This window comes from Janthinobacterium sp., assembly GCF_031995485.1.
In the GTDB taxonomy this organism is placed as follows: domain Bacteria; phylum Pseudomonadota; class Gammaproteobacteria; order Burkholderiales; family Burkholderiaceae_D; genus Janthinobacterium.
On sequence record NZ_DAMAGB010000002.1, the window covers coordinates 189,802 to 212,057 of the forward strand.

Genomic DNA, 22,256 nt, shown 5'->3' on the forward strand with positions numbered 1-22,256 from the left:
GGCTTATTCCCAATCAAGGGCACCTTTCTTCCAAATGTACCAAAATCCGACCACGAATTCGGCGATGAACACCATCATCGTGACGAAACCGGCCCAGCCCAGGTCGCGCATTGCCACGCCCCACGGGAAAAAGAATGCCGTTTCCAGATCGAACAAAATAAACAGGATTGCAACCAGATAGTAGCGCACATCAAATTTCATGCGCGCGTCTTCGAATGCCTCAAAGCCACATTCGTACGGGGAGAGTTTTGCTGCGTCAGGCCGGTGAGGACCCAGGATGCGGCCCAGGACCTGGGGCGCGATGCCGACACCAAGGCCGACAAGAATAAACAGCAGGACGGGGAAGTAATTTTCGAGGTTCACGATTTGATGAGCTTATATTGAACGATCGGTTAAATGAGGACACCGCGGTGATTTGCAGCGTATCTAACGCACGATCCCAATCAGGGCTACGATCAGGATCGAACGACACATCCTCGTAAAAAAAGCCAGCAACTTTGAACGAGCCATGGCTCGTGCGCCGTTGCTGGCTTCTGATTTCTGGTGCCGACGACGAGACTCGAACTCGTACAGCTTTCGCCACTACCCCCTCAAGATAGCGTGTCTACCAATTTCACCACGTCGGCGGTAAGGCCCGTATTCTACTCTGCTTTACTGTCAAAGTTAATACACAAATGCATTAAATACGGATTAAAACGATAAATTTTTACATCTGATAATGCTGTACTGCGTTTTTCTCGCGCACTGCCAAAACATTGAGCAATCATCTGCCCGTAATGAGAATTACTCTCGATATACAGGCAGAATCAATGCATTTATTTGGCCGGTGTTTCTGCTGCTGGTGCAACGGGCGCTGCTGGCAGGGTCGAAGCAGGCACGCCGGTGGTTGCCGGTGCCGCTGCCGGAGCTGCCGGCACGGTGCTCGGAATCGCGCCGGCGCCGGTGACCGGCACTGGCTTGACGACTTTGTCCATCACGCCGCCGCCCACCGTGGTGGCGCGCTGATTGGCCATCAGAGACAGGGCCAGCGTGGCGCCGAAAAAGATCGCGGCGGCGACGCCGGTCGACTTGGACATGAAGTTCGACGAACCCGTCGCACCGAACAGGCTGCCGGACGCGCCGGAACCGAAGGCGGCGCCCATATCGGCGCCCTTGCCGTGCTGCAGCAAGACCAGCGCGATAATCGACAACGCGGACAACACCTGTACTACCACTACCAGATTGAACATCATGTTCATTGCAATTCCATTCTTAGTTTAAAGTAATTCAATCAGCGGCGTGAATAATCGCCAGGAAATCCGCCGCCTTCAATGCCGCTCCACCGATCAGACCGCCATCGATATCCGGCATTGCCATCAATTCTTTTGCGTTCTCCGGCTTCATGCTGCCACCGTACAAAATCTGCACGCCGGCAGCCGCTACCGCATCCTTTGCCGCCAGCTGGCCGCGCAGCATCTGGTGCACTTCCTGCGCCATCTGCGGCGTGGCCGTCTTGCCCGTGCCGATGGCCCAGACCGGCTCATAAGCCAGTACCAGTTTCGCCACGTCATCGCCGGATATTGCTTCCAGCACGGCGTTCAGCTGCTTGGCCACCACGGCGTCGGTCTGCCCTGCTTCGCGCTCGTCGAGATGCTCGCCGACGCAGACGATCGGCGTAAGGCCTGCCGCCAGTGCCGCTACCGTCTTGACCGCCACCTGCGCATCGGTCTCGCCATGATAGGCGCGCCGTTCGGAGTGGCCGATGATCACGTAGCTGCTGCCGAAATCCTGCAGCATGGCAATCGAGATTTCGCCGGTGTAGGCGCCACTGGCGTGGGCCGATACATCCTGCGCACCCCAGGCCAGGCTTGAACCCGTCAATTGTTCCTGGCACTGCGCCAGGTATGGCGCGGGAACACAGACGGCGCTGGCCGTGGCAGTGGCGCCCAGGCCGGCGATTATTTCAGACAATAACACCGCGTTCGAGGTGCGACTGCCGTTCATCTTCCAGTTTCCGACGACGAGTTTGCGACGCATAGTAGCCTAAATTTTAATAACCCGTCATTCTAACGCTACCACTGTTGCCGGTCAAACAGGCAGCACCTGCTTTCAAGCAACTTGCAACATGATCTTGCCAATGTGGGTGCTCGCCTCCATCAGCGCATGCGCCTCGCTGGCTTTTTCCAATGGGAAGGTTTTGTAGATCACCGGCTTGATCTTGCCGGCTTCGATCAGCGGCCAGACCGTCGCGCGCAAGTGCTGCGCGATCGCCGATTTGAACGCTACCGAACGGGGGCGCAAGGTCGAGCCGGTCACCGTCAGGCGGCGGCGCAGCAAGGTGCCCAGGTCCAGCTCGGCTTTGGTACCGCCCTGCACGGCGATCAGGCCGATGCGGCCGTCTTGCGCCAGGCAATCGATCTCGCGCGGCAGGTAGTCGCCGCCGACCATGTCGAGGATCACGTCGACGCCCTTGCCGCCGGTCAGTTCCTTGACGACGGCAACGAAATCTTCGCTACGGTAATTGATGCCGCGCTCGGCGCCCAGCGCTTCGCAGGCGCGCGCTTTCTCATCGCTGCCTGCCGTGGCAAACACGCGGTGGCCCAGTGCGCTGGCCAGCTGGATCGCGGCCACGCCGATGCCCGAGCTGCCGCCCTGCACCAGCAAGGTGTCGCTGCCGGACAAGGCGCAGCGGTCGAACACATTGCTCCAGACGGTAAAGAAATTTTCAGGCAGGGACGCGCCTTCGAGCGCCGTCAAGCCTTTCGGCAGCGGCAGGCACTGGCCGGCCGGCGCGACGCAGTATTCGGCATAGCCGCCGCCCTGCACCAGTGCACAGACCAGGTCGCCTGCCTTGAAACCGGTGCCGTCAAAATCGCCATCGACCAGTTCGCCCGCCACTTCCAGGCCAGGCAGGTCGGAGGCGCCCTCGGGCGGCGCATATTTGCCCAGCCGCTGCAGCACGTCGGGACGGTTGATGCCGGCCGCATGCACCCTGATCAGCAGTTCGCCGGCCTTCCATTGTGGCTGGGGCCGTTCGGCGATTTTCAGGACATCGGAGGGACCGGGCTGGCTGATTTCAACTGCGCGCATGGCAAGGCTCTTTCAAAGGGAAAGTGCGATTGTACGCCAAGCTTGTGCGCCTTGCAGGCGGCCGCGCGCGCCTCTGGGCGGCTACTCGCCGCCGGTTTTCGAGGTGCGCGGCAGGGGCGTGCCCGGCTTCCATCTGGCGGACAAGGCCTGCCCCTCCTCCACCTGCTCGTGCGTCATCTTGCGCACCACGGCGGCGCGCTGGTCGGCCGCGTTGGCCGAGCCGTTGGCGGCGGCCAGGTTCCACAGCATGTAGGCGATCACATTGTCCTGCTGCACCCCGCCCATGTGATAACGGTACATCAGGCCCAGCACCTGCTGCGCCTCGGCATGATTTTGTTCCGCTGCCTTGCGGAACCAGGCGACGGCCTGCTTGTGATCCTGCAGCACCGCATTGCCCGTGTAATACATGGCGCCCACCACGTATTGGGCGTCGGCCTTGCCCTGCTCGGCCGCCTTGCGGTGCCAGAACATCGCCTGCTTGTAGTCCTGCGGCAGGCCGCGGCCCATGTAGTACATCAGTCCCAGCAGATGCTGGGCGTCCGCGTTGCCGGTCTTGGCCAGCGGCAGAATTTCCTTGTAGGCCAGCGCATAGTTCTTGTTGTTGTAGGCACTGGCGCCTTCGGTGAAGCCGGCCCGCGCACCCTGCTGGAAGGCCAGCAGCACGAGTAGTGTAATGATCAGTTTTTTCATCGGAATGGGATGTGGTCTGACTGCTTTTTTCTTGTCCTGGCTGCGCAACGGGGCGCAGTCTCCTTATTCGCCTGTTTTTTATTTCCAGCTGACCTTGCCGAGGCCATCGACGCTGACATCGCGGTTGGCCGGCTTGCCATACACCACTACCGAACCGAGCCCGCTCAGGCTCAGCTTGGCATTGGTATGGGCATTGACGATGGCGTTACCGAGGCCGCTCAATTCAAGATTGACCACATCGGCCTCGAATTGTTGCGCATTCAGGCTGCCCAGGCCACCGAGCGTGGCTTTCAGCACGCGGCCGCGGCCGCCCAGCACCACCGAACCGGCGCCCTGCAGGTCGAGTTCGGCCTTGTCGTTATTGCCGATCCACAGCTGCATGCTGCCCACGCCGCCCAGGCTGGCGACCAGCTTGCGGTAGTCGCCCACCACTTTCACGCTGCCCGCACCCTCCAGCGACAGGGTCAGCTCGTCACCCGTGAATCCCGTGACGTCGGTGCTGCCGAAACCTTCCGAGCTCACTTCGCGCAGGTTAGGCAAGACCAGGTCGGCGCGGATCGATCCCGGATTGAGCTTGAAGCCGCGCACTTCCGTTTCGATATGCAAGGTGTCGCCGCTTTGCACGGTGCTGACATCGGCGATATAGCGCTTGTCGGCCGTGATGCTCAGGGACGGCATATTGCCCTGGCGAATCCGCACTTCCATCACGCCATCGAGCTTGACGCGCACCACGCGCGCATCGACCGTGCGCGTTTCCAGCTGGCGCGTTTCGGCGGCCACGCCGCGCAGCAGGCCGAAGGTGGCCAGGAAGGCCAGCGCAAAATGCATTGTTGTTTTCATTGTATTCCTCGGTATCTTGTTTTTATGGGCGATGGCAAGCGGCCACTCTAGCAGCGGTCAATATTGCTGACAATCATTTATGCAAGGCAGGCAGGCGGGAGGACGATGGCGCGGCAGCGGCCATGGCGATGGCGTGTCGGCGGGATGGGACGTACATGGTGATCTCCTCGGATGTCTGGCAGTCGGTACGGCATCTGGTCACTATAACCATGTGCCGGCCGCCAGACACGCCGATTGCGATGAACTGCGATTTTGGCGGCATGGCCGGACAAAATCGCGGATGAGCGTGCAACGCTACACAGCGATCAGAACTCTTCCCACTCGTCGGCGGCGGGTTTCGATGCCTTGACCGGGCGGCTGGCAGGCAGGACCTTGGCCGGCGCGCGCGGGGTAACAGCAACGGCGGCGGCCACAGCCGGACGCGCCTTGACCGGCCTGGCAGGCGCGGCGGCGGCCAGCGTGTCGCCGAGGCGGAACATGCCGACCGCCTGCGCCAGGTCCACCGCCTGCTCCTGCAGGCTTTCGGCGGCGGCCGCCGCCTGCTCGACCAGCGCCGCATTCTGTTGCGTCATGGTGTCCATATGCGTGACGGCCGTATTGATCTCGCCGATACCGGCACTCTGTTCGCGGCTGGCCACCGTGATCTCGCTCATGATGGCAGCGAGCTGCTGCACCGAGGCCACCACCTGGCCCATGGTCTGGCCCGCTTCATCGACCAGGCGGCCACCGGCGCCCACTTTCTCGACCGAGTCGCCGATCAGTTCCTTGATTTCCCTGGCTGCGCCAGCCGACCGTTGCGCCAGGTTGCGCACTTCGGAGGCCACCACCGCAAAACCCCGGCCCTGCTCGCCGGCGCGCGCCGCCTCCACCGCCGCGTTCAGCGCCAGGATATTGGTCTGGAACGCGATGCCGTCGATCACGCCGATAATGTCGACGATCTTGCGCGAGCTTTCCTGGATGCCGGCCATGGTGCCCACCACCTGCTGCACCACTTCGCCACCCTTGGCAGCCACTTGCGAGGCGGACACGGCCAGCTCATTGGCCGCATGCGCGTTTTCCGCATTCTGTTTCACGGTCGAGGTCAGTTCATCCATCGAGCTGGCCGTTTCTTCCAGCGCGCCGGCCTGCGCTTCCGTGCGCGATGACAGGTCGGCATTGCCGGCCGCGATATCGGCCGACTCGCTGCGCACCAGCGTGCTGATGGTGCGGATCTGCACCAGCACGGTGGCGATCTTTTCCACGAACAGATTGAACGCCTTGGCGATCTGCGCCAGCTCATCCGTACCAGTTGCATCGAGGCGGCTGGTCAGGTCGCCGTCGCCGGTGGCGATCGCGTCGAGCGCATCGCGTACCAGGCCCAGGCGGCGCAAGGCGCGCGCCACCATTACGGCAAGCACGCTGGAGGCCAGGATCAGCACCAGCAAGGCCGTCAGCGCCGAAGCGCGCAGCATGGCCGACAAGGCCTGCGTGGCTTCCGCCCGGTCCAGCACGGTGGCCAGCAGCCAGTCGCTGCCTGGCACCTTGCTGACATGCAGGATGCCGTCGCGTTCGCCCAGGCGGATAGGGGCGCCATCGCCGCTCTTTTCAATATCGGCCAGTGCCTGCCCCGTCAATTTGCTGTCGAGTTCCGACAACGGTTTCAACGTCAGCTTGCCGTCCGGATGGGCGATGATCTTGCCGCCGCCGTCAACCAGGAAGGCGTAGCTGGCCGGCGTCGGCTTGATCGAGGCCACGTTCTGCACCACCACGTCCATCATCACGTCGGCCGCCAGCACGCCCGTCACGCTGCCCTTGACACCTAATGCTTCGGCAAACGTCACCACCAGCTTGCCGGTGCTCGCTGCGATATACGGTGCCGTGATGACAGGGGTGCCCGCCTCGGACGCCAGCTTGTACCAGGGGCGCGCGGTAGGATCGTAGTCGGCGGCGCGCTTGCGCTGCTGCGAGAACACGGCGTGCTTGTCGGCAAAGCCGATATACGCCATGTCGAACATGCCGGCCTGCTCGGCTGCCTTGAGCGAAGGCAGCGGGTCGGCATCCTGCGCCCCCAGCTTCATCGAGCCCACCACGGCCTGCTTGGCGCGCAGCCATTCGCCGATCGCTTGCGCATGGCTGTGCGACAGCTGCAGCATCTGCGTATCGAGCGCGGCCAGCGTGCTGCTGCGGGTGGTAAAGAAGTTGGCGATGGCAACCGCCAGCATGGCCAGCACGACGATGGAAACGGCGATGGCGATCAGCCGCGCCTTAAGAGAAGACAACATGGCGCACCCAGTAAGAAGAGAAATCGGAGCAGATGCGCCATCGTCTTCGATTACTATTTTGTCGTCAAGAAATACCGACTCTCAATTACCGGGAAACAACAAATGATACTGAAAAGTAGTGGATCAGCTCGATTCCATGTCGCCACGCAGCTTGCGCAGGGCCGGCGACTCGCCACCGGTGGCCTCGATGCGAAAGCGCGCGTAGGCCTGCTCCAGCTCGGGTGAACGGCGCAGGCCGCCTTCGGTCACCAGGCGCGCGCCGGGGATCTCGCCCCAGGCCAGCGGCGCCGTCAACGCACCCGCCATGGCCTGCGCCAGCAGCGGACCGAGCGCACTGCGCAGGCCTGCCGCCTCCGTATCGGTGGCCGCATGGCGCGCCAGCAGCTGCCCGAGTTCCAGCGCACTGGCGCGCAATTGTTGCTGATCCATGATGGCTTTCCTAATTCGTGATGGTGCCGACCAGCACCGGAGCTGACCACAGCTTGCGATTGGGCAGCAGGTATTGCAAGGCGCCGCCCTTGCGCCGCACCAGCCCGCCCAGCTCTTCGGTGGGCGCCACCGGGCTGACAAACACCGTCACCGTGCCGTTCGGCGTGACCTGATACACATCATACAGCGGCGCCTCGCTCCTGAGCGGCAAGCCGAAGCAGTCGGCCAGCGTGCCGCACTCGCCGCTGCCGTTCTGCAACTGCTGGCTGGTGGTGAAGTAAGGCGAGTACGGCGACACGCTCTGCCCGTGCGGCACCACCTTGAGCAGCGGCGCATCGATGGGCGAGACGGTCGGCAAGGCGGCGCCGGACGCCAGCTGTTCGACGGCCCGCGCATAGATCGTCTCCGCCGGCGCAGCCGGATCGGCCGCGCGCAGCTGGGCCAGGAACTGCTGCCCTTCCCCGCCTTCCAGCCAGCCGTCGATTGCCGGACGCTGCAGGCCGTTGGTCCTGAAAGTGCTCAGGTCGTCGATGGCGCTGGCGTGCTCGCTGCGCAAGGCAGCCAGGTCCTGCGCGAGGCACGCGGGCATAGTGCCGGCAAACATAGCGAGCAGCATGGCTGCCGACAGCAGTAATCGTTTCAGCATGACGCAATCTCCTTGAGAATATCGAACGGAAGCAACCGTACGAATCTACAAGGAGCCGGCGCGGGCATCCTGCGCCATGTCAACCGGCGTAAAAAAACCGCCAGGGCTTGCGCGCTGGCGGTTTTTGAGCCTGCGGCCAAGGCCGCAGTCAGAATAGCTTAAGCGGCTGGCGCTTCGCCGCCTTCGGCAGCTTTCATCGACAGCTTCAGACGGCCGCGGTCGTCCGTTTCCAGCACTTTGACGCGGACCAGCTGGCCTTCTTTCAGGTAATCGGCGACGGCGTTGACGCGCTCGTTGGCGATCTGGCTGATGTGCAGCAGGCCGTCCTTGCCTGGCATGACTTGCACGATGGCGCCGAAGTCCAGCAGTTTCAGCACGGTGCCTTCGTAGGTCTTGCCCACTTCGACCGAGGCGGTCAGTTCTTCGATGCGGCGCTTGGCTTCCTGGCCGGCGGCAGCGTCGACCGAAGCGATGGTGACCACGCCTTCGTCGCTGATGTCGATCTGGGTGCCGGTCTCTTCGGTCAGCGCGCGAATCACGGCGCCGCCCTTGCCGATCACGTCACGGATTTTTTCCGGATTGATCTTGATGGTGATCAGGCGCGGTGCGAAATCGGACAGTTCCGTTTTCACGTGCGGCATGGCTTTTTGCATTTCGCCCAGGATGTGCTCGCGGCCTTCCTTGGCTTGCGCCAGTGCCACTTGCATGATTTCCTTGGTGATGCCCATGATCTTGATGTCCATCTGCAGCGCGGTGATACCGTTGCGGGTACCGGCTACCTTGAAGTCCATGTCGCCCAGGTGATCTTCGTCGCCCAGGATGTCGGACAGCACGGCAAACTTGCCGCCTTCCTTGATCAGGCCCATGGCGATACCGGCCACGTGTTCTTTCATTGGCACGCCGGCGTCCATCAGTGCCAGGCAGCCGCCGCACACCGAAGCCATCGACGAGGAACCGTTCGATTCGGTAATTTCCGACACCAGGCGCACCGAGTAGCTGAACTCTTCGGCGGCTGGCAGCGCGGCGATCAGCGCGCGCTTGGCCAGGCGGCCGTGGCCGATTTCGCGGCGTTTCGGGGTACCGACACGGCCCGTTTCGCCGGTGGCGAACGGAGGCATGTTGTAATGCAGCATGAACGAATCGGTGAACTCGCCCATCAGCGCATCGATCTTCTGGCTGTCGCGGGCGGTGCCCAGGGTAGCGACGACCAGTGCCTGGGTTTCGCCGCGCGTGAACAGGGCCGAACCGTGGGTGCGTGGCAGCACGCTGGTACGGATCGAGATCGGACGCACGGTGCGCGTGTCGCGGCCGTCGATGCGTGGCTCGCCGTCCAGGATCTGGGTACGCACGATTTTCGCTTCGATGTCGAACAGGATGTTGTTCACTTCAGCGCTGTCGATCGACGCGCCACCGGCAGCGGCCGCTTCAGCGGTCAGGTCGGCGATCACTTCCGACGTCGCCGCTTTCAGCTTGGCCGTACGTTCCTGCTTGTCCTTGGTCTGGTACGCATCATTGATCTTGGCGTTGGCAAAATGCGCGACGCGGGCGATCAGTGCTTCGTTTTTCGGCGCAGGCGCCCATTCGACTTCCGGCTTGCCGCCGTCACGCACCAGGTCGTGGATCGCGTCGATTACGACTTTCATCTGGTCATGGCCAAATACCACGGCGCCCAGCATGATTTCTTCGGACAGTTGCTGCGCTTCCGATTCGACCATCAGCACGGCCGTTTCGGTACCGGCGACCACCAGGTCCATCTGCGAGGTTTTCAGCTGCTGGACCGTCGGGTTCAGGATGTACTGGCCATTGGCGTAACCGACGCGCGCGGCGCCGATCGGGCCGTTGAAGGGCACGCCCGACACGCACAGGGCGGCCGATGCGCCGATCATGGCGGCGATGTCCGGATCGATTTCCGGGTTGACCGACAGCACGTGAATGATGACTTGCACTTCATTCAGGTAGCCTTCAGGGAACAAAGGACGGATAGGACGGTCGATCAGACGCGACGTCAGGGTTTCTTTTTCGGAAGGACGGCCTTCACGCTTGAAAAAACCGCCCGGGATTTTACCGGCAGCATAGGTTTTTTCAACATAATCTACTGTCAAAGGGAAGAAATCCTGGCCTGGCTTGGCATCCTTGCGTGCCACCACCGTTGCCAGAACGACGGTATCTTCGATCGACACCAGCACTGCGCCGGATGCCTGACGTGCGATTTCGCCGGTTTCCAGGGTCACTTGATGTTGACCGTACTGGAAGGTTTTCGTAACTTTATTAAACATGGGGAATCCCTTTTCTATTTGCCGACAGATTTTCAGGGGCTGTCGTTCACCTCACCACAGGCGGCCCAATGTGCATGCCGCCTTTGCTACTTTGCTTTTAAAACATGGCATCCCGCACAGAATACTTTACTTGCGGGAAGAAATTCGGGAATTCAAATGACAAAATGCCCGCGTCAGCGAACTGGCGCAGGCATTTCTGTATAAACCTTGTACGGCAAAAATTACTTGCGCAGACCAAGTTTAGCGATCAGGTCGCGATAACGGGTAGCGTCTTTGGCCTTCAGGTAGGACAACAGGCTCTTGCGACGGTTGACCATCATGATCAGGCCGCGGCGGGAGTGGTGATCTTTCGAGTGGGCTTTGAAGTGGCCGTTCAGTTCGTTGATACGAGCGGTCAGCAGTGCAACTTGCACTTCAGGGGAGCCGGTGTCGTTCTGACCACGTGCGTTGTCCGCGATAATGGCGGCTTTGTTGATGTTCTCTACTGTCATGATAAACCTTTCACATGCGGTGCACAGAGTCTGAACCCTATCCACCGTGAACTACGATTGAAAAAACTGGCTTGAGCTCAAACCAGACGCGCAAGTATATCGGAAAAATGCCTGCCTGTATCCAGTCGTGCGCGCTTTTCTCGGTGCATGATAGGATTTTCCGGTATTTCGGGAGTCTGATCATGAAAAAAGCATTCAAATTAGCAACGATTCTGGCGCCACTGCTGCTGGCAGGCTGCGCCGGCATGAGTGGTCCGCCACCGCAACCGGGCGAAACCCGCGCCGCCATCGAAGCGCGCATGGGTGTTCCGACCAATATCTACCAGCTGCCCGAGGGTCCGGAACTGGAATATGCCACCGGGCCGTATGGCCAGTACACCTACATGGCCCGCTTTGGCCCCGACCAGCGCCTGACATCCTACGAGCAGGTACTGGACGCGCCGGGCTTTGCAAGGGTCAAGATCGGCGTGTCGACCCAGCAGGATGTGCTGCATCTGCTGGGCCGGCCCACCGAGAGATCGTACCTGGCGCTGCCGAAACTGTACGTCTGGTCGTACCGCTACAAGGAATCGGGCGTGTGGGATTCGATGATGCATGTGCACTTCGACCATGGCGGCATCGTGCGGCAGATGATGAACGGGCCGGATCCGGACAAGGAGGAACGGCGGTTTTTCTGGTGAGGGAGTGTTTGTTTGAAAATCAGCCCAACGGCGTAAATGCCGGGGTCGGACGGGGACGCCGAGTCCCCGAGGGTCCGACCCCAGGGGCTGCATTTGGGGTTGGTTAATGCTCGTGATCCACCTGCACAATGCTGACCGGCTTGCCCTTGGCCATGCGCCAGAAAAACACGATATAGCCGGACAGGCCGTAGGCGACAAAGATCGGGAACAGCACCTTCGGCGGATCGATCGAGATCAGCGCGAAGAACAGCGCCAGCAGGAAGACCACGATGAACGGCACCGACTTGCGGAAGTTCACGTCCTTGAAGCTGTAGAACGGCACGTTGGTGACCATGGTCAGGCCGGCAAACAGGGCAATCGCCCATGAAACCCAGGCCAGCTGGTTGCCGGCAAACTGCAGGTCGTTCATCATCAGGATGAAGCCGGCCACCATGGCGGCCGCCGCCGGGCTGGGCAAGCCCTGGAAGAAGCGCTTGTCGACCACCGCGATATTCGTGTTGAAGCGGGCCAGGCGCAGCGCAGCGCCGGCGCAATACACGAACGCGGCCAGCCAGCCCAGCTTGCCCATGCCGCGCAGCGACCATTCATAGATCACCAGCGCCGGCGCGGCGCCGAACGACACCATGTCGGACAGGCTGTCGTACTGGGCGCCAAATTCGCTCTGGGTATTGGTCAGGCGCGCGATGCGCCCGTCGAGCCCGTCGAGGATCATGGCGATAAAGATGGCCCAGGCGGCATGTTCGAATTTCTGGTTCATGGCCATGACGATGGCATAGAAGCCGCAGAACAGGGCCGCCGTCGTGAAGGCATTGGGCAACAGATAAATGCCGCGGCGGCGCAAGGTTTTCTTGCCGGCGCCATCATTGACCGGCTGGCGCACGAATTTGCTGAAGCGCGATGCCTTCGATGTTGCCGGTGTGCCGTTCTTGCCTCGACGACGGGGGAAGTTTGCCATGTTGATCCATTTCTTGTTTGCTGCAGGGTAATCGGTGTCAGAGGAAGCAGGCATGACAGCATGCCCGCTCCGGTAGTGCCATTATAGAGGAGACAAGGCCAAAGAAAAGCATGGCGCCGTCATCAGTTTCGCATGGCAAGCCGCTTATTTGAAGCGGACCTTGGCCACCACGCGCAGGTTGATGGCGGTCTCGCCCGGTTCAAAATTCGGCTCGGCGACCTGGGTGGCCTCGTTCTTCATCGCGCGCAAGGGCGCCGGCGGGGCCGGCGGGGCATAGTTGCCCTGCACATAGCCCACGCCTTCGAAGTCGAGCGTGTCGATCACGGCGTCATTGACGCTGCGCCCCATGGCGCCGGCAAGCACCGCCACGCGCTCGTTGAGGTTTTGATAGGCGGCCACGATGCGTTCATTGTCGAGCTTGCGCGTGGTGGCGGGCGACAGGCTGAAATTCAGGCGGTTCAAGGTCAGTACGGCTTGCGCCGCCGACACGGTTTTCGGCAAGGCAGCCAGGTTCATCGTCTTTACCTGCAGGAATTGTCCGACGCGCCAGCTGGTCGGCACGCGCGGCTTGGCCACGCTGCCGGCCGGCAACGGCGCCACTTCCGGATACACGGCATAGGTGTAATAGCCCTGGGTTTTCAGCACCGCCTGCGGATCGGCCTGTTTGACGATGGCCACGCCCTGGTTCATCTTCTGGTTGACGCGCGACGCGGCGGCCGCCTTGTCAGCGTCCTGCTCTTCGATGGCCAACATGACGGTGACCTGGTCGTTCGCATGGATCACTTCGCCACTGGCCGCTATCACCACCAGCGTGCCGGCAGTGGGCAGGCCTTGTGCCTGGGCGGACAGCGCCAAGGTGGAAACGGCGGCGGCGAACAGCATCGATTTCAGGACAGTCATGAAAACCCTTTCAAATGGTGGCGGCAAAAACAGTCATGGGGCCGAATAGCCCCATGATTTTTTAGTAAGTCATTCTAGCGCGGAAATATTTACTTTGTCGCAAATATCGCCACGCCGGGCTCAGCCCGACATTACTTGAACTTGACCTTGCCCACCAGGCGCATGTCCAGCGTGGTTTCGCCCGGCTCGAAGCTTGGCTCGGCCACCGCGTTATTGTCGTCGGCGGCTTTGCTGCGCATCATCATCGGCGCGGCAGCGGCGCGGCTTTCGCCGGCGTAATTGCCCGAGCCTTCGAAATCAACCGTATCGAGCACGGCGTCGGACACATTGCGGCCCATGGCGCGCGCGATCGAGGCGATGCGCTCGTTCAGGTTTTTATAGGTGGCGGCGATGCGCTGGTCATCCAGCAGGCGGATGGTTTCCGGCTTCAGGCCGAAATTCAGCCCGTTCAGCGTCAGCACGCCCTGCGCCGCCGAGACGGTTTTCGGCAGGCTGGCCAGGTTGGTGGTGGTCACTTCCAGATACTGGCCCACGCGCCAGGCGGTCGGCACGCGCGGCTTGGCGACGGCGCCAGCCGGCAGCGGACGGTCCTCCGGATATACCGGGTAGGTATAGTAGCCATACGATTTCAGCACCGCCGAGGGATCGGCCTGCTTGACGATGGCCACGCCCTTGTTCATCTTCTGGTTGACGCGCGACGCGGCGGCAGCCTTGTCCTTGTCCTGCTCTTCGATGGCCAGGGTGGCGACCACCTGGTCGTTGGCATGCTTGACTTCGCCAAAGGCAGGCACGACCACCAGGGTGCCGGTGGTCGGCAAGGTTTGCGCCTGGGCGCTCAGGGCAACGGTCGCTGCGGCGGCAACAAGTACGGATTTCATCATGGATACGACTCCTCGGTGGTTGGATGCAGACAGGGTCGTGGTACGCCCCGCTGCTTATGGATATGATCAAACTGGCTTGATTCTAACGGCCAGAAGTTTGCCGTGGCGCAAATTAACAAATCGTCACACTTTCCACCTGCCGCTCACATCCTGACACATTCAGTGACCGGCGACCACACCCCCGGTACGCCGCCCCGGCTTGAAGCTGCGCCGCGCAAACCACGCAGTCGCCAGCGCCGCCAACAGCAGCGCCAGCATCACCCACGGGAAGGCAGTGACGCCATACCCGTCGAGCAGCACGCCGCCGACCATGCCGCCGCCGGCAATCGCCACATTCCAGATGGTGGCCACCATTGCCTGCGCCACATCCATGCCGTCGCCGGCAGCGTCGGCCGAGGCCGTCTGCAGCAGCGTACCCGCGCCGCCGAAGGTCACGCCCCACACCGCCATGCTGATATAGATGACCGCAGGGCTGTCCATGCCGATGCCCAGCGCCACCACGAGCAGCGCAAACGCGCCTATGCTGCCCAGCACCAGCTTGCGCAGCCAGCGGTCGATCAGCTGGCTGATCAACCAGATGCCGGCCAGCGAACCCACGCCATACACCAGCAGCACCAGGTCGACCCGCGTGCGCAGCCCCGACGGCGCCAGGAACGGCGCGATATAGGTGTACAGGATGTTATGCGCCAGCATCCAGGCCACGATCACGGCCAGGATGGGGCGCACGCCCGGCGTCATGAACACCTGGCCGATGCTCGGGCGCTCGCCATGCTTCTGCCCCGGATAATCGGGCACGGCCACCAGTATCCAGGCGACCAGGATGATGGCCAGGCCGGACATGACGCCAAAGATGCTGCGCCAGCCCAGCACGCCGCCCATCAGCGTGCCCAGCGGCACGCCCAGCGACAGCGCCAGCGGCGTGCCGATCATGGCGATCGCCATCGCCCTGCCCTGCTGCGCCACGCTGACCATGCGCCGCGCATAGCCGGCCATCAGGCCCCAGGCCAGGCCGGCGGCCATGCCGGCCAGAAAGCGCGAGGCCAGCGCCACTGCGTAATTGGGCGCCAGCGCCGTGATGGTATTAAAGACGAGAAAGCCGCCGACGGCCAGCAGCAGCACCTTGCGGCGGCGCCAGCCGCTGGTCATGGCGGTCAGCGGAATCGCGGTCAGGATCGAGCCGATCGCAAATACGGTAACGAGCTGGCCCGTCATCACTTCGGAGATGCGAAGGCCGTGGGCGATCTGCGGCAGCAGGCCGGCCGGCAGGGTTTCGGCCAGGATGGCGATAAAACTGGTCATGGCCAGCGCCAGCAAGGCGGCCAGCGGAAAGCGTTGGGAAATGGAAGCCTCGGCAGTGCCTGGAACAGGCACCGTGGCGGTAAAGCGGTCAGTCATAGGGGTCCTTCTGGTTGCGCAGGCAACTGTTTAACAAAGCCTGGCGTGCTATGGATAGCGGTAATGCGCGTTGCGGTCGGCAGAAACCGAAACAGATGCAGCAGCGCCGTGTGACGGCGCATGAAACTGCAAAGGAAGGGCGGAATTGTATAGCAAACGCACCAAAAGCGTGCGCACGAACGCAATCGGGGTCAGCGCCTGTCAGTCAGCCATCATTGGCCGCCTTGCGCGGCGAAAACCAGGCGTTCGATTTCGGACTATATAAAAAGGCGCAGATCACCACGAACAAGAAGATGCCAGGCAGCACACCCATCCTGTCCGGCACGGTGGCCAGCGCAACGGCGGTATCGATCACGCTCCACACGACATACACGGTGCGCGCACCGCGATAGCCTTGCAGCATGGCTACTGCAGTCAGCAGCGTGATGCCCAGATTACCAAACAGAATCGCAAGTTGCACCGCCACCGGAATCGGGCCGTGCGCCATCCATGCCAGCATGGCGGGATCGTTGCGGCCAAGCCAGGCGGAAGGGAGCGAGACCAGCGATGCCAGGACCAGGAACCAGCAGCTGATGGCAACCGAGACTGGACGCTTGCGCATATTCAGGTTTCCGACGATGACTCTTGAAAAAACAAGCATGATTCAACTGGCAATTTTAACGGCCCTGATTGTAGCGGATCGCCAGCATCCGCGGCCGCCAGGACGAAAAAAAGCCGGCTTGCGCCGGCTTTCTCATGCAACAAACTGCTTAGTTCTTCGACTGGTCAACCATTTTGTTTTTCGCGATCCATGGCATCATGGCGCGCAGCTTGGCGCCGACTTCTTCGATCTGGTGTTCGGCCGTCAGGCGGCGGCGCGAGATCAGGGTCGGTGCGCCTGCCTTGTTTTCAAGGATAAAGCTCTTCGCGTATTCGCCCGTTTGAATGTCTTTCAGGCACTGGCGCATCGCATCCTTGGTGGCCGAGGTCACGACTTTCGGGCCGGTCACATATTCGCCGTATTCGGCGTTGTTCGAGATCGAGTAGTTCATGTTGGCGATGCCGCCTTCATAGATCAGGTCGACGATCAGTTTCAGTTCGTGCAGGCACTCGAAGTAGGCCATTTCCGGCGCGTAGCCCGCTTCTGTCAGGGTTTCGAAACCGGCCTTGATCAGTTCCACGGCGCCGCCGCACAGCACGGCCTGCTCGCCGAACAGATCGGTTTCGGTTTCTTCGCGGAAGTTCGTTTCGATAATGCCGGCACGGCCGCCGCCGTTGGCCGATGCGTACGACAGGGCGATATCGCGGGCCACGCCCGATTTGTCCTGGTACACGGCGATCAGGTGCGGCACGCCGCCACCCTGGGTGTAGGTGGCGCGCACGGTGTGGCCCGGCGCTTTCGGTGCGATCATGATCACGTCGAGGTCGGCGCGCGGCACGACCTGGCCGTAATGCACGTTGAAGCCGTGGGCAAACGCCAGCACGGCGCCTTCCTTGGCGTACGGCGCGATGTTTTCGTTGTAGACCTGGGCGATGTTTTCATCCGGCAGCAGGATCATGATGACGTCGGCGGCTTTCACGGCGTCATTGACTTCCGCCACTTTCAGGCCGGCCTGCTCAACCTTGTTCCACGACGCGCCGCCCTTGCGCAGGCCAACGGTGACGTTGACGCCCGAATCGTTCAGGTTTTGTGCGTGGGCATGGCCCTGCGAACCGTAGCCGATGATGGCAACGTTTTTACCTTTGATCAGGGAGAGGTCGGCGTCTTTGTCGTAAAAAACTTTCATGGTATTTCCTATATATTTTAAGTAACTGCGTTGTATGGGGGTGCGGCCGGGGCCGCGTGCTGCAATCTTTTTAAACTTTGAGGATGCGTTCGCCGCGGCCGATGCCCGAGCCGCCCGTGCGGACGGTTTCCAGGATCGAGGCGCGGTCGATCGAATCGATGAACGCGTCCAGCTTGACCTTGTTGCCGGTCAGCTCGATCGTGTAGGTCTTTTCGGTCACGTCGATGATGCGGCCGCGGAAGATGTCGGCGGTGCGCTTCATTTCTTCGCGTTCCTTGCCCACGGCGCGCACCTTGATCAGCATCAGCTCGCGCTCGATATGCTGGCCTTCGGTCAGGTCCACCACCTTCACCACCTCGATCAGGCGGTTCAGGTGCTTGGTGATCTGCTCGATGATGTCGTCCGAGCCGCTGGTGACAATGGTCATCCGCGACAGCGTTGCGTCTTCGGTCGGCGCCACGGTCAGCGTTTCGATGTTGTAGCCGCGGGCCGAGAACAGGCCCACCACGCGCGACAGGGCGCCCGCTTCGTTTTCCAGCAAGACAGAAATAATATGGCGCATGGTTACAGGTCCTCCGAGCCGAGCATCATTTCGGACAAGCCTTTGCCGGCTTTCACCATCGGCCACACGTTTTCGGACTGGTCGGTAATGAAGTTCATGAACACCAGCCTGTCTTTCATGCCGAACGCCTCTTTCAGGGCGCCGTCGACGTCGCCCGGTTTTTCAATCTTCATGCCGACGTGGCCATAGGCCTCGGCCAGCTTTTCAAAGTCCGGCAGCGAATCCATGTAGGACTCGGAATAGCGCGAACCATAGTCGATCTCCTGCCACTGGCGCACCATGCCGAGGAAACGGTTGTTGAGCATGATGATCTTCGGCGTCAGGTGATACTGCTTGCATGTGGCGAGCTCCTGGATGCACATCTGGATCGAGCCTTCGCCGGTGATGCAGGCCACCGTCGCATCGGGATTGGCCATCTGCACGCCCATGGCGTACGGCAAGCCGACACCCATGGTGCCCAGGCCGCCGGAATTGATCCAGCGGCGCGGCTTGTCGAAGCGATAGTACTGCGCGGCCCACATCTGGTGCTGGCCCACGTCGGACGTGATGAAGGCGTCGCCCTTGGTGATCTGGAACACTTTTTCCACTACCGATTGCGGCTTGATCACCAGGTCCGAGGTTGGATATTTCAGGCAGTCGCGGCCACGCCATTCGGCGATCTGCTTCCACCAGTTGCTCAATGCATTGACATTCGGCTTGGCTTCGGCCGCGTCGAGCTGGGCCAGGAATTCGATCAGTACATCCTTGACGTTGCCGACGATGGGAATGTCGACTTTCACGCGCTTCGAGATCGACGACGGGTCGATATCGACGTGGATGATCTTGCGCGGATGCGAGGCAAAGTGTTTCGGGTTGCCGATCACGCGGTCATCGAAACGCGCGCCGATGGCAATCAGCACGTCGCAGTTCTGCATCGCCATGTTCGCTTCGTAGGTGCCGTGCATGCCCGGCATGCCGACAAACTGCTCGCTCGATGCGCGGTAGGCGCCCAGCCCCATCAGGGTGTTGGTGCACGGGAAACCCAAGCGGTCGACCAGCTTGTTCAGCTCTTCCGAGGCATTGGCCAGGATCACGCCGCCGCCCGTGTAGATCATCGGACGTTCGGCTTGCAGCAACAGCTGCACGGCCTTGCGGATCTGGCCCGAGTGGCCCTTGTCGACCGGACGGTACGAGCGCATCTCGACTTCCTTCGGATAGTCGAAATGGCATTTGTGCATGCTGATATCCTTCGGGATATCGACCAGCACGGGGCCGGGACGGCCGGTGCGGGCGATAAAGAAGGCTTTCTTGATCGTTGCGGCCAGGTCCTTGACGTCCTTGACGAGGAAGTTGTGCTTGACGACCGGGCGGGTGATGCCGACGGTGTCGCACTCCTGGAACGCATCCTGGCCGATCGCATGGCTCGGCACCTGGCCAGAGATCACCACCATCGGGATCGAGTCCATATAGGCGGTCGACAGGCCGGTGACGGCATTGGTGACGCCCGGGCCGGACGTGACGATGGCCACGCCGACCTTGTTCGAACTGCGCGAATAGGCATCGGCGGCGTGCACGGCGGCCTGCTCGTGGCGTACCAGGATATGCTGGAATTTGTTTTGCTGGAAAATGGCGTCGTAGATATACAGTACGGCTCCGCCCGGGTAACCAAAGACGTGCTCGACGCCTTCTTCAGCCAGACAGCGCACGACGATTTCCGCGCCGGTAATGGGACCGATGGCCGGTCCCGAGGCAGATCCTCTTGCTTCGGTATTCATGAAACATTCCTTTCAAGGTCCATTGGAGATTGATCGGATGTTCTTTCCTGACGAAGTACGCCTGACGCTACAGTGCTCCTGCTTCCCTTTTCATGCGGTCACGACATTTCTTTGGGCACCCATAGATACCTTACAAAACAACGCTTAACGCAACTCGTTTGGCCGGAGTTTCTGTGGCGACTGTACGAACCTCTCGCGCTTGTGGCGCGGGTTAGAACAAACTGCCTACAAATGAAAGCGCGTCTTGTCGCTGGTGGCGTTGTGTGCCAGTTGCAACTTGACCATAGAGCTTTGGGGTGTTCAAAGCGTCCCATACGTTATCGCGTCGCACCATGATGGTCAAGGAAAATGTCAGCCAAACTGCTTTTTTGCGCATTCCCGGTGCAAAATCATGCGGAAATGCACATTTTTTGCTAGCATGCGCTCAGTTTGCAAAAAACAGACCATCTCTTCTCCGCCCACAGCATACGCAGCCGCCCGCTCGCTCCCCTACCGCATGGCAACAGACAAAGAATTATCCGATTTTCTCGAACATGTGGAGCGGCGCGCCTTCAAGCAGGCCGCCTACGCCGTACGCAAGGACGAGTCGGCGCTCGACATCGTGCAGGACGCGATGATCAAGCTGGCCGAAAAATACGGCGACAAGCCGGCTGCCGAACTGCCGATGCTGTTCCAGCGCATCCTGCAGACCACCATCCTCGATTATTTCCGCCGCGAGAAGGTGCGCAACACCTGGGTCAGCCTGTTTTCCGGCATGAAACCAGCGGGTGACGAGCACGAGGACTTTGATATACTGGAAACATATGAATCAGAGCAAGGCAGCAGCGCCGCCGAATCTTCGGCCGACCAGGTCGAACGCGCGCAAATGCTTGATTTGATTGATGAAGAGGTACAAAAGCTGCCCGCGCGTCAACGCGAAGCCTTCCTCATGCGTTACTGGCAGGATATGGATGTGGCTGAAACAGCGCTAGCGATGGGTTGCTCCGAAGGCAGCGTCAAAACACATTGCTCAAGAGCTACGCACGCGCTCGCCGAATCGCTGAAAGCCAAGGGAATACAACTATGAATACCGACGACCTCAATTTCGCCTACAAAGTGCGCCACGCGCTGAACGAAAAACTCGACGACCTGCCGGCCTCGACCACTGATCGCTTGGCGGCCGCCCGCAAGGCGGCGCTGGCGCGCAAGAAGGCCGATGCGCCCGCGCGCGTTGCCGCAAGGAAGAATGTCCTGGCCGGCATGGCCAGCCAGCTGTTTGCCGAACCGCTGTCGTGGCTGGGCCGCATGAGCGTGGTGATTCCGCTGCTGGTGCTGGTCGCCGGCGCGGCCGGCATCTACCAGTTCGAGCAGGAGCAGCAGATTGCCGAACTGGCCGAACTCGACGCGGCCGTGCTGTCGGACGAACTGCCGCTGTCGGCCTATATGGACCACGGCTTCAACGCCTACCTGACGAAACGCGCACAATAATGGCACGCCCGAACCTGCGCAAGCGCTGGACTGCCGCCGGCGTCGTGCTGGGCGCCTGTGCGCTGGCCGGCGCCTCCTGGGTATATGCAGACCAGCAAGCCGCGCCCGTCGCGGCTCCTGCCGCAGCCGTACCAACTGTCCAGCCTGCGGCGCCGCATGCCGCCGCCAACACGGCCGCGCCAGCAAGTACCGGCGCTTCGCCATGGAACAAGCTGACGCGCGCGCAGCAGGCCGCCTTGCAGCCGCTGGCCGGCGAGTGGAACAAGCTTGACGCGCCGCGCCGCCAGAAATGGCTCGATATCGCCAACCGCTACGCCAGCATGAAGCCGGACGAACAGGCACGCGTGCAGGAGCGCATGCGCGAATGGATCAAGCTGACGCCCGAACAGCGCCGCACGGTGCGCGAAAACTATACGCGCGCCAAGAAGATCGATCCGGGCCAGAAATCGGCGCAGTGGCAGCAGTACCAGCAATTGCCGGAAGAACAGAAAAAAAAGCTGGCCGCCGAAGCCGTGCCGAAAAAAGTACCTGTGGTCAAAACGCCGGCGGCCGCGGTGGCCCCTGCGATTGCGCCGCCGGCCGCTCCAGCCTCTACCGCGCCGGCTACGCCTGCCGCCACACCCGCACCATTGCCCGACCATGCCAGATAATAACGCCGCCCTGACCGCCACGCCCACCATCAAGCGGCGCCTGATTTCCATCGTGTATGAGTCCTTGCTGGCACTGGCCGTGCTGTTCCTGCCCTTCCTGGTATTCGAACTGGTGGTGCAGGGCGCGCATACGCCGCTGACCGAGCACATGCGCCAGTGCCTGGCCTTCCTGGTGATGGGCGCCTATTTCATCCATCAATGGAGCCGCGAGGGCCAAACCTTGGCGATGAAGACCTGGCGCCTGAAACTGGTGCTGCCGGGACACGCCCATGTGCCACTGCGCGTGGCTGCGTATCGCTATGTGCTGTCATGGATGTGGCTGCTGCCGGGCATCCTGGTGTCGTATGCGCTGGACCTGCAGCACTGGCAGGCGCTGTCGGCGGTCGGCATCGGCATGCTGGCCTGGTCGGCCACCGCGCTGTTTACCGGCAATGGCCAGTTCCTGCACGACAAACTGCTGGGCACGCAGATCGTGCAGTTGCCGGCGCCGGCCAAGAAAGGCCGGAAAGTCGCAGCCTGACATCCTGTCCTGAAGCGCTATCTC

24 protein-coding genes and 1 tRNA gene are annotated in these 22,256 nt (G+C 61.5%); 5 read left to right on the plus strand and 20 right to left on the minus strand.

What is annotated here, in order from left to right:
* Window positions 1–3: 3 nt before the first annotated feature.
* From RTQ46_RS02515 to rpsO, 12 genes are all read right to left on the minus strand, one after another.
* Window positions 4–363 carry an NADH-quinone oxidoreductase subunit A gene (locus tag RTQ46_RS02515; protein WP_094441197.1) on the minus strand — a complete coding sequence of 120 codons (360 nt, stop codon included), beginning with the start codon at window positions 361–363 and terminating at the stop codon, window positions 4–6.
* 178 nt (window positions 364–541) lie between these two features.
* A tRNA-Leu gene (locus RTQ46_RS02520) sits at window positions 542–626 on the minus strand.
* 189 nt (window positions 627–815) lie between these two features.
* On the minus strand, window positions 816–1,238 hold the full coding sequence (gene secG / locus RTQ46_RS02525; protein ID WP_312434388.1) for a preprotein translocase subunit SecG: 423 nt from the start codon (window positions 1,236–1,238) through the stop codon (window positions 816–818).
* A 28-nt stretch (window positions 1,239–1,266) separates the two neighbouring features.
* Window positions 1,267–2,016, minus strand: a complete 750-nt coding sequence (gene tpiA, locus RTQ46_RS02530) for a triose-phosphate isomerase (RefSeq protein ID WP_312434389.1) — start codon at window positions 2,014–2,016, stop codon at window positions 1,267–1,269.
* A gap of 72 nt (window positions 2,017–2,088) precedes the next feature.
* Complete coding sequence (locus tag RTQ46_RS02535) at window positions 2,089–3,069, minus strand: NAD(P)H-quinone oxidoreductase (protein WP_312434390.1); 981 nt, start codon at window positions 3,067–3,069, stop codon at window positions 2,089–2,091.
* Between the two features lie 81 nt (window positions 3,070–3,150).
* On the minus strand, window positions 3,151–3,759 hold the full coding sequence (locus RTQ46_RS02540; RefSeq protein WP_312434391.1) for a tetratricopeptide repeat protein: 609 nt from the start codon (window positions 3,757–3,759) through the stop codon (window positions 3,151–3,153).
* Window positions 3,760–3,837: 78 nt separating this feature from the next.
* The gene (locus RTQ46_RS02545) at window positions 3,838–4,599 is read right to left on the minus strand and encodes a GIN domain-containing protein (protein WP_312434392.1); all 762 of its coding nucleotides are present in this window, start codon (window positions 4,597–4,599) and stop codon (window positions 3,838–3,840) included.
* Window positions 4,600–4,904: 305 nt separating this feature from the next.
* Window positions 4,905–6,860, minus strand: coding sequence for a methyl-accepting chemotaxis protein (locus RTQ46_RS02550; RefSeq protein ID WP_312434393.1), 1,956 nt, complete (start codon window positions 6,858–6,860; stop codon window positions 4,905–4,907).
* Window positions 6,861–6,983: 123 nt separating this feature from the next.
* Entirely contained in the window at window positions 6,984–7,289 is a 306-nt protein-coding gene (locus RTQ46_RS02555) for a hypothetical protein (RefSeq protein ID WP_312434394.1), read from the minus strand.
* A 10-nt stretch (window positions 7,290–7,299) separates the two neighbouring features.
* Entirely contained in the window at window positions 7,300–7,935 is a 636-nt protein-coding gene (locus RTQ46_RS02560; RefSeq protein ID WP_312434395.1) for a hypothetical protein, read from the minus strand.
* A gap of 158 nt (window positions 7,936–8,093) precedes the next feature.
* Complete coding sequence (pnp, locus tag RTQ46_RS02565; protein WP_312434396.1) at window positions 8,094–10,211, minus strand: polyribonucleotide nucleotidyltransferase; 2,118 nt, start codon at window positions 10,209–10,211, stop codon at window positions 8,094–8,096.
* A 221-nt stretch (window positions 10,212–10,432) separates the two neighbouring features.
* On the minus strand, window positions 10,433–10,702 hold the full coding sequence (rpsO, locus tag RTQ46_RS02570; protein WP_010399743.1) for a 30S ribosomal protein S15: 270 nt from the start codon (window positions 10,700–10,702) through the stop codon (window positions 10,433–10,435).
* 182 nt (window positions 10,703–10,884) lie between these two features.
* Here rpsO and bamE point away from each other — a divergent pair, with 182 nt between their 5' ends.
* Window positions 10,885–11,382 carry an outer membrane protein assembly factor BamE gene (gene bamE, locus RTQ46_RS02575; RefSeq protein ID WP_312434397.1) on the plus strand — a complete coding sequence of 166 codons (498 nt, stop codon included), beginning with the start codon at window positions 10,885–10,887 and terminating at the stop codon, window positions 11,380–11,382.
* A 103-nt stretch (window positions 11,383–11,485) separates the two neighbouring features.
* On the opposite strand, the gene pssA is transcribed toward bamE, so the two are convergent.
* The 8 genes from pssA to RTQ46_RS02615 all read right to left on the minus strand — a co-directional run bounded on the left by pssA (window position 11,486) and on the right by RTQ46_RS02615 (window position 19,595).
* The gene (gene pssA, locus RTQ46_RS02580; protein ID WP_312434398.1) at window positions 11,486–12,337 is read right to left on the minus strand and encodes a CDP-diacylglycerol--serine O-phosphatidyltransferase; all 852 of its coding nucleotides are present in this window, start codon (window positions 12,335–12,337) and stop codon (window positions 11,486–11,488) included.
* A gap of 144 nt (window positions 12,338–12,481) precedes the next feature.
* The gene (locus tag RTQ46_RS02585; protein ID WP_312434399.1) at window positions 12,482–13,237 is read right to left on the minus strand and encodes an SIMPL domain-containing protein; all 756 of its coding nucleotides are present in this window, start codon (window positions 13,235–13,237) and stop codon (window positions 12,482–12,484) included.
* 131 nt (window positions 13,238–13,368) lie between these two features.
* Entirely contained in the window at window positions 13,369–14,118 is a 750-nt protein-coding gene (locus RTQ46_RS02590) for an SIMPL domain-containing protein (protein WP_312434400.1), read from the minus strand.
* Between the two features lie 159 nt (window positions 14,119–14,277).
* On the minus strand, window positions 14,278–15,513 hold the full coding sequence (locus RTQ46_RS02595; RefSeq protein WP_312434401.1) for an MFS transporter: 1,236 nt from the start codon (window positions 15,511–15,513) through the stop codon (window positions 14,278–14,280).
* 205 nt (window positions 15,514–15,718) lie between these two features.
* Window positions 15,719–16,114 carry a hypothetical protein gene (locus RTQ46_RS02600; protein WP_312434402.1) on the minus strand — a complete coding sequence of 132 codons (396 nt, stop codon included), beginning with the start codon at window positions 16,112–16,114 and terminating at the stop codon, window positions 15,719–15,721.
* Window positions 16,115–16,262: 148 nt separating this feature from the next.
* Window positions 16,263–17,279 carry a ketol-acid reductoisomerase gene (gene ilvC / locus RTQ46_RS02605; protein ID WP_312434403.1) on the minus strand — a complete coding sequence of 339 codons (1,017 nt, stop codon included), beginning with the start codon at window positions 17,277–17,279 and terminating at the stop codon, window positions 16,263–16,265.
* A gap of 70 nt (window positions 17,280–17,349) precedes the next feature.
* Window positions 17,350–17,841 carry an acetolactate synthase small subunit gene (gene ilvN / locus RTQ46_RS02610; RefSeq protein WP_065310638.1) on the minus strand — a complete coding sequence of 164 codons (492 nt, stop codon included), beginning with the start codon at window positions 17,839–17,841 and terminating at the stop codon, window positions 17,350–17,352.
* Between the two features lie 2 nt (window positions 17,842–17,843).
* A complete protein-coding gene (locus RTQ46_RS02615; RefSeq protein ID WP_312434404.1) occupies window positions 17,844–19,595 on the minus strand; it encodes an acetolactate synthase 3 catalytic subunit in 1,752 nt (583 codons plus the stop codon).
* Window positions 19,596–20,091: 496 nt separating this feature from the next.
* Between RTQ46_RS02615 and RTQ46_RS02620 the strand changes: the two genes are divergently transcribed.
* Genes RTQ46_RS02620 through RTQ46_RS02635 form a run of 4 tightly spaced genes read left to right on the plus strand, consistent with a single transcriptional unit; the run spans window position 20,092 to window position 22,232 of the window.
* Entirely contained in the window at window positions 20,092–20,661 is a 570-nt protein-coding gene (locus tag RTQ46_RS02620; RefSeq protein WP_312434405.1) for an RNA polymerase sigma factor, read from the plus strand.
* On the plus strand, window positions 20,658–21,062 hold the full coding sequence (locus RTQ46_RS02625; RefSeq protein WP_312434406.1) for a DUF3619 family protein: 405 nt from the start codon (window positions 20,658–20,660) through the stop codon (window positions 21,060–21,062). The genes RTQ46_RS02620 and RTQ46_RS02625 overlap by 4 nt, the downstream gene beginning before the upstream one ends.
* Window positions 21,062–21,712 (plus strand): DUF3106 domain-containing protein, encoded by a 651-nt coding sequence (locus RTQ46_RS02630; RefSeq protein ID WP_312434407.1) that lies wholly within the window; start codon window positions 21,062–21,064, stop codon window positions 21,710–21,712. The genes RTQ46_RS02625 and RTQ46_RS02630 overlap by 1 nt, the downstream gene beginning before the upstream one ends.
* Window positions 21,702–22,232, plus strand: a complete 531-nt coding sequence (locus RTQ46_RS02635) for an RDD family protein (RefSeq protein WP_312434408.1) — start codon at window positions 21,702–21,704, stop codon at window positions 22,230–22,232. Before RTQ46_RS02630 ends, RTQ46_RS02635 begins: the two co-directional genes overlap by 11 nt.
* Window positions 22,233–22,256 lie beyond the last annotated feature (24 nt).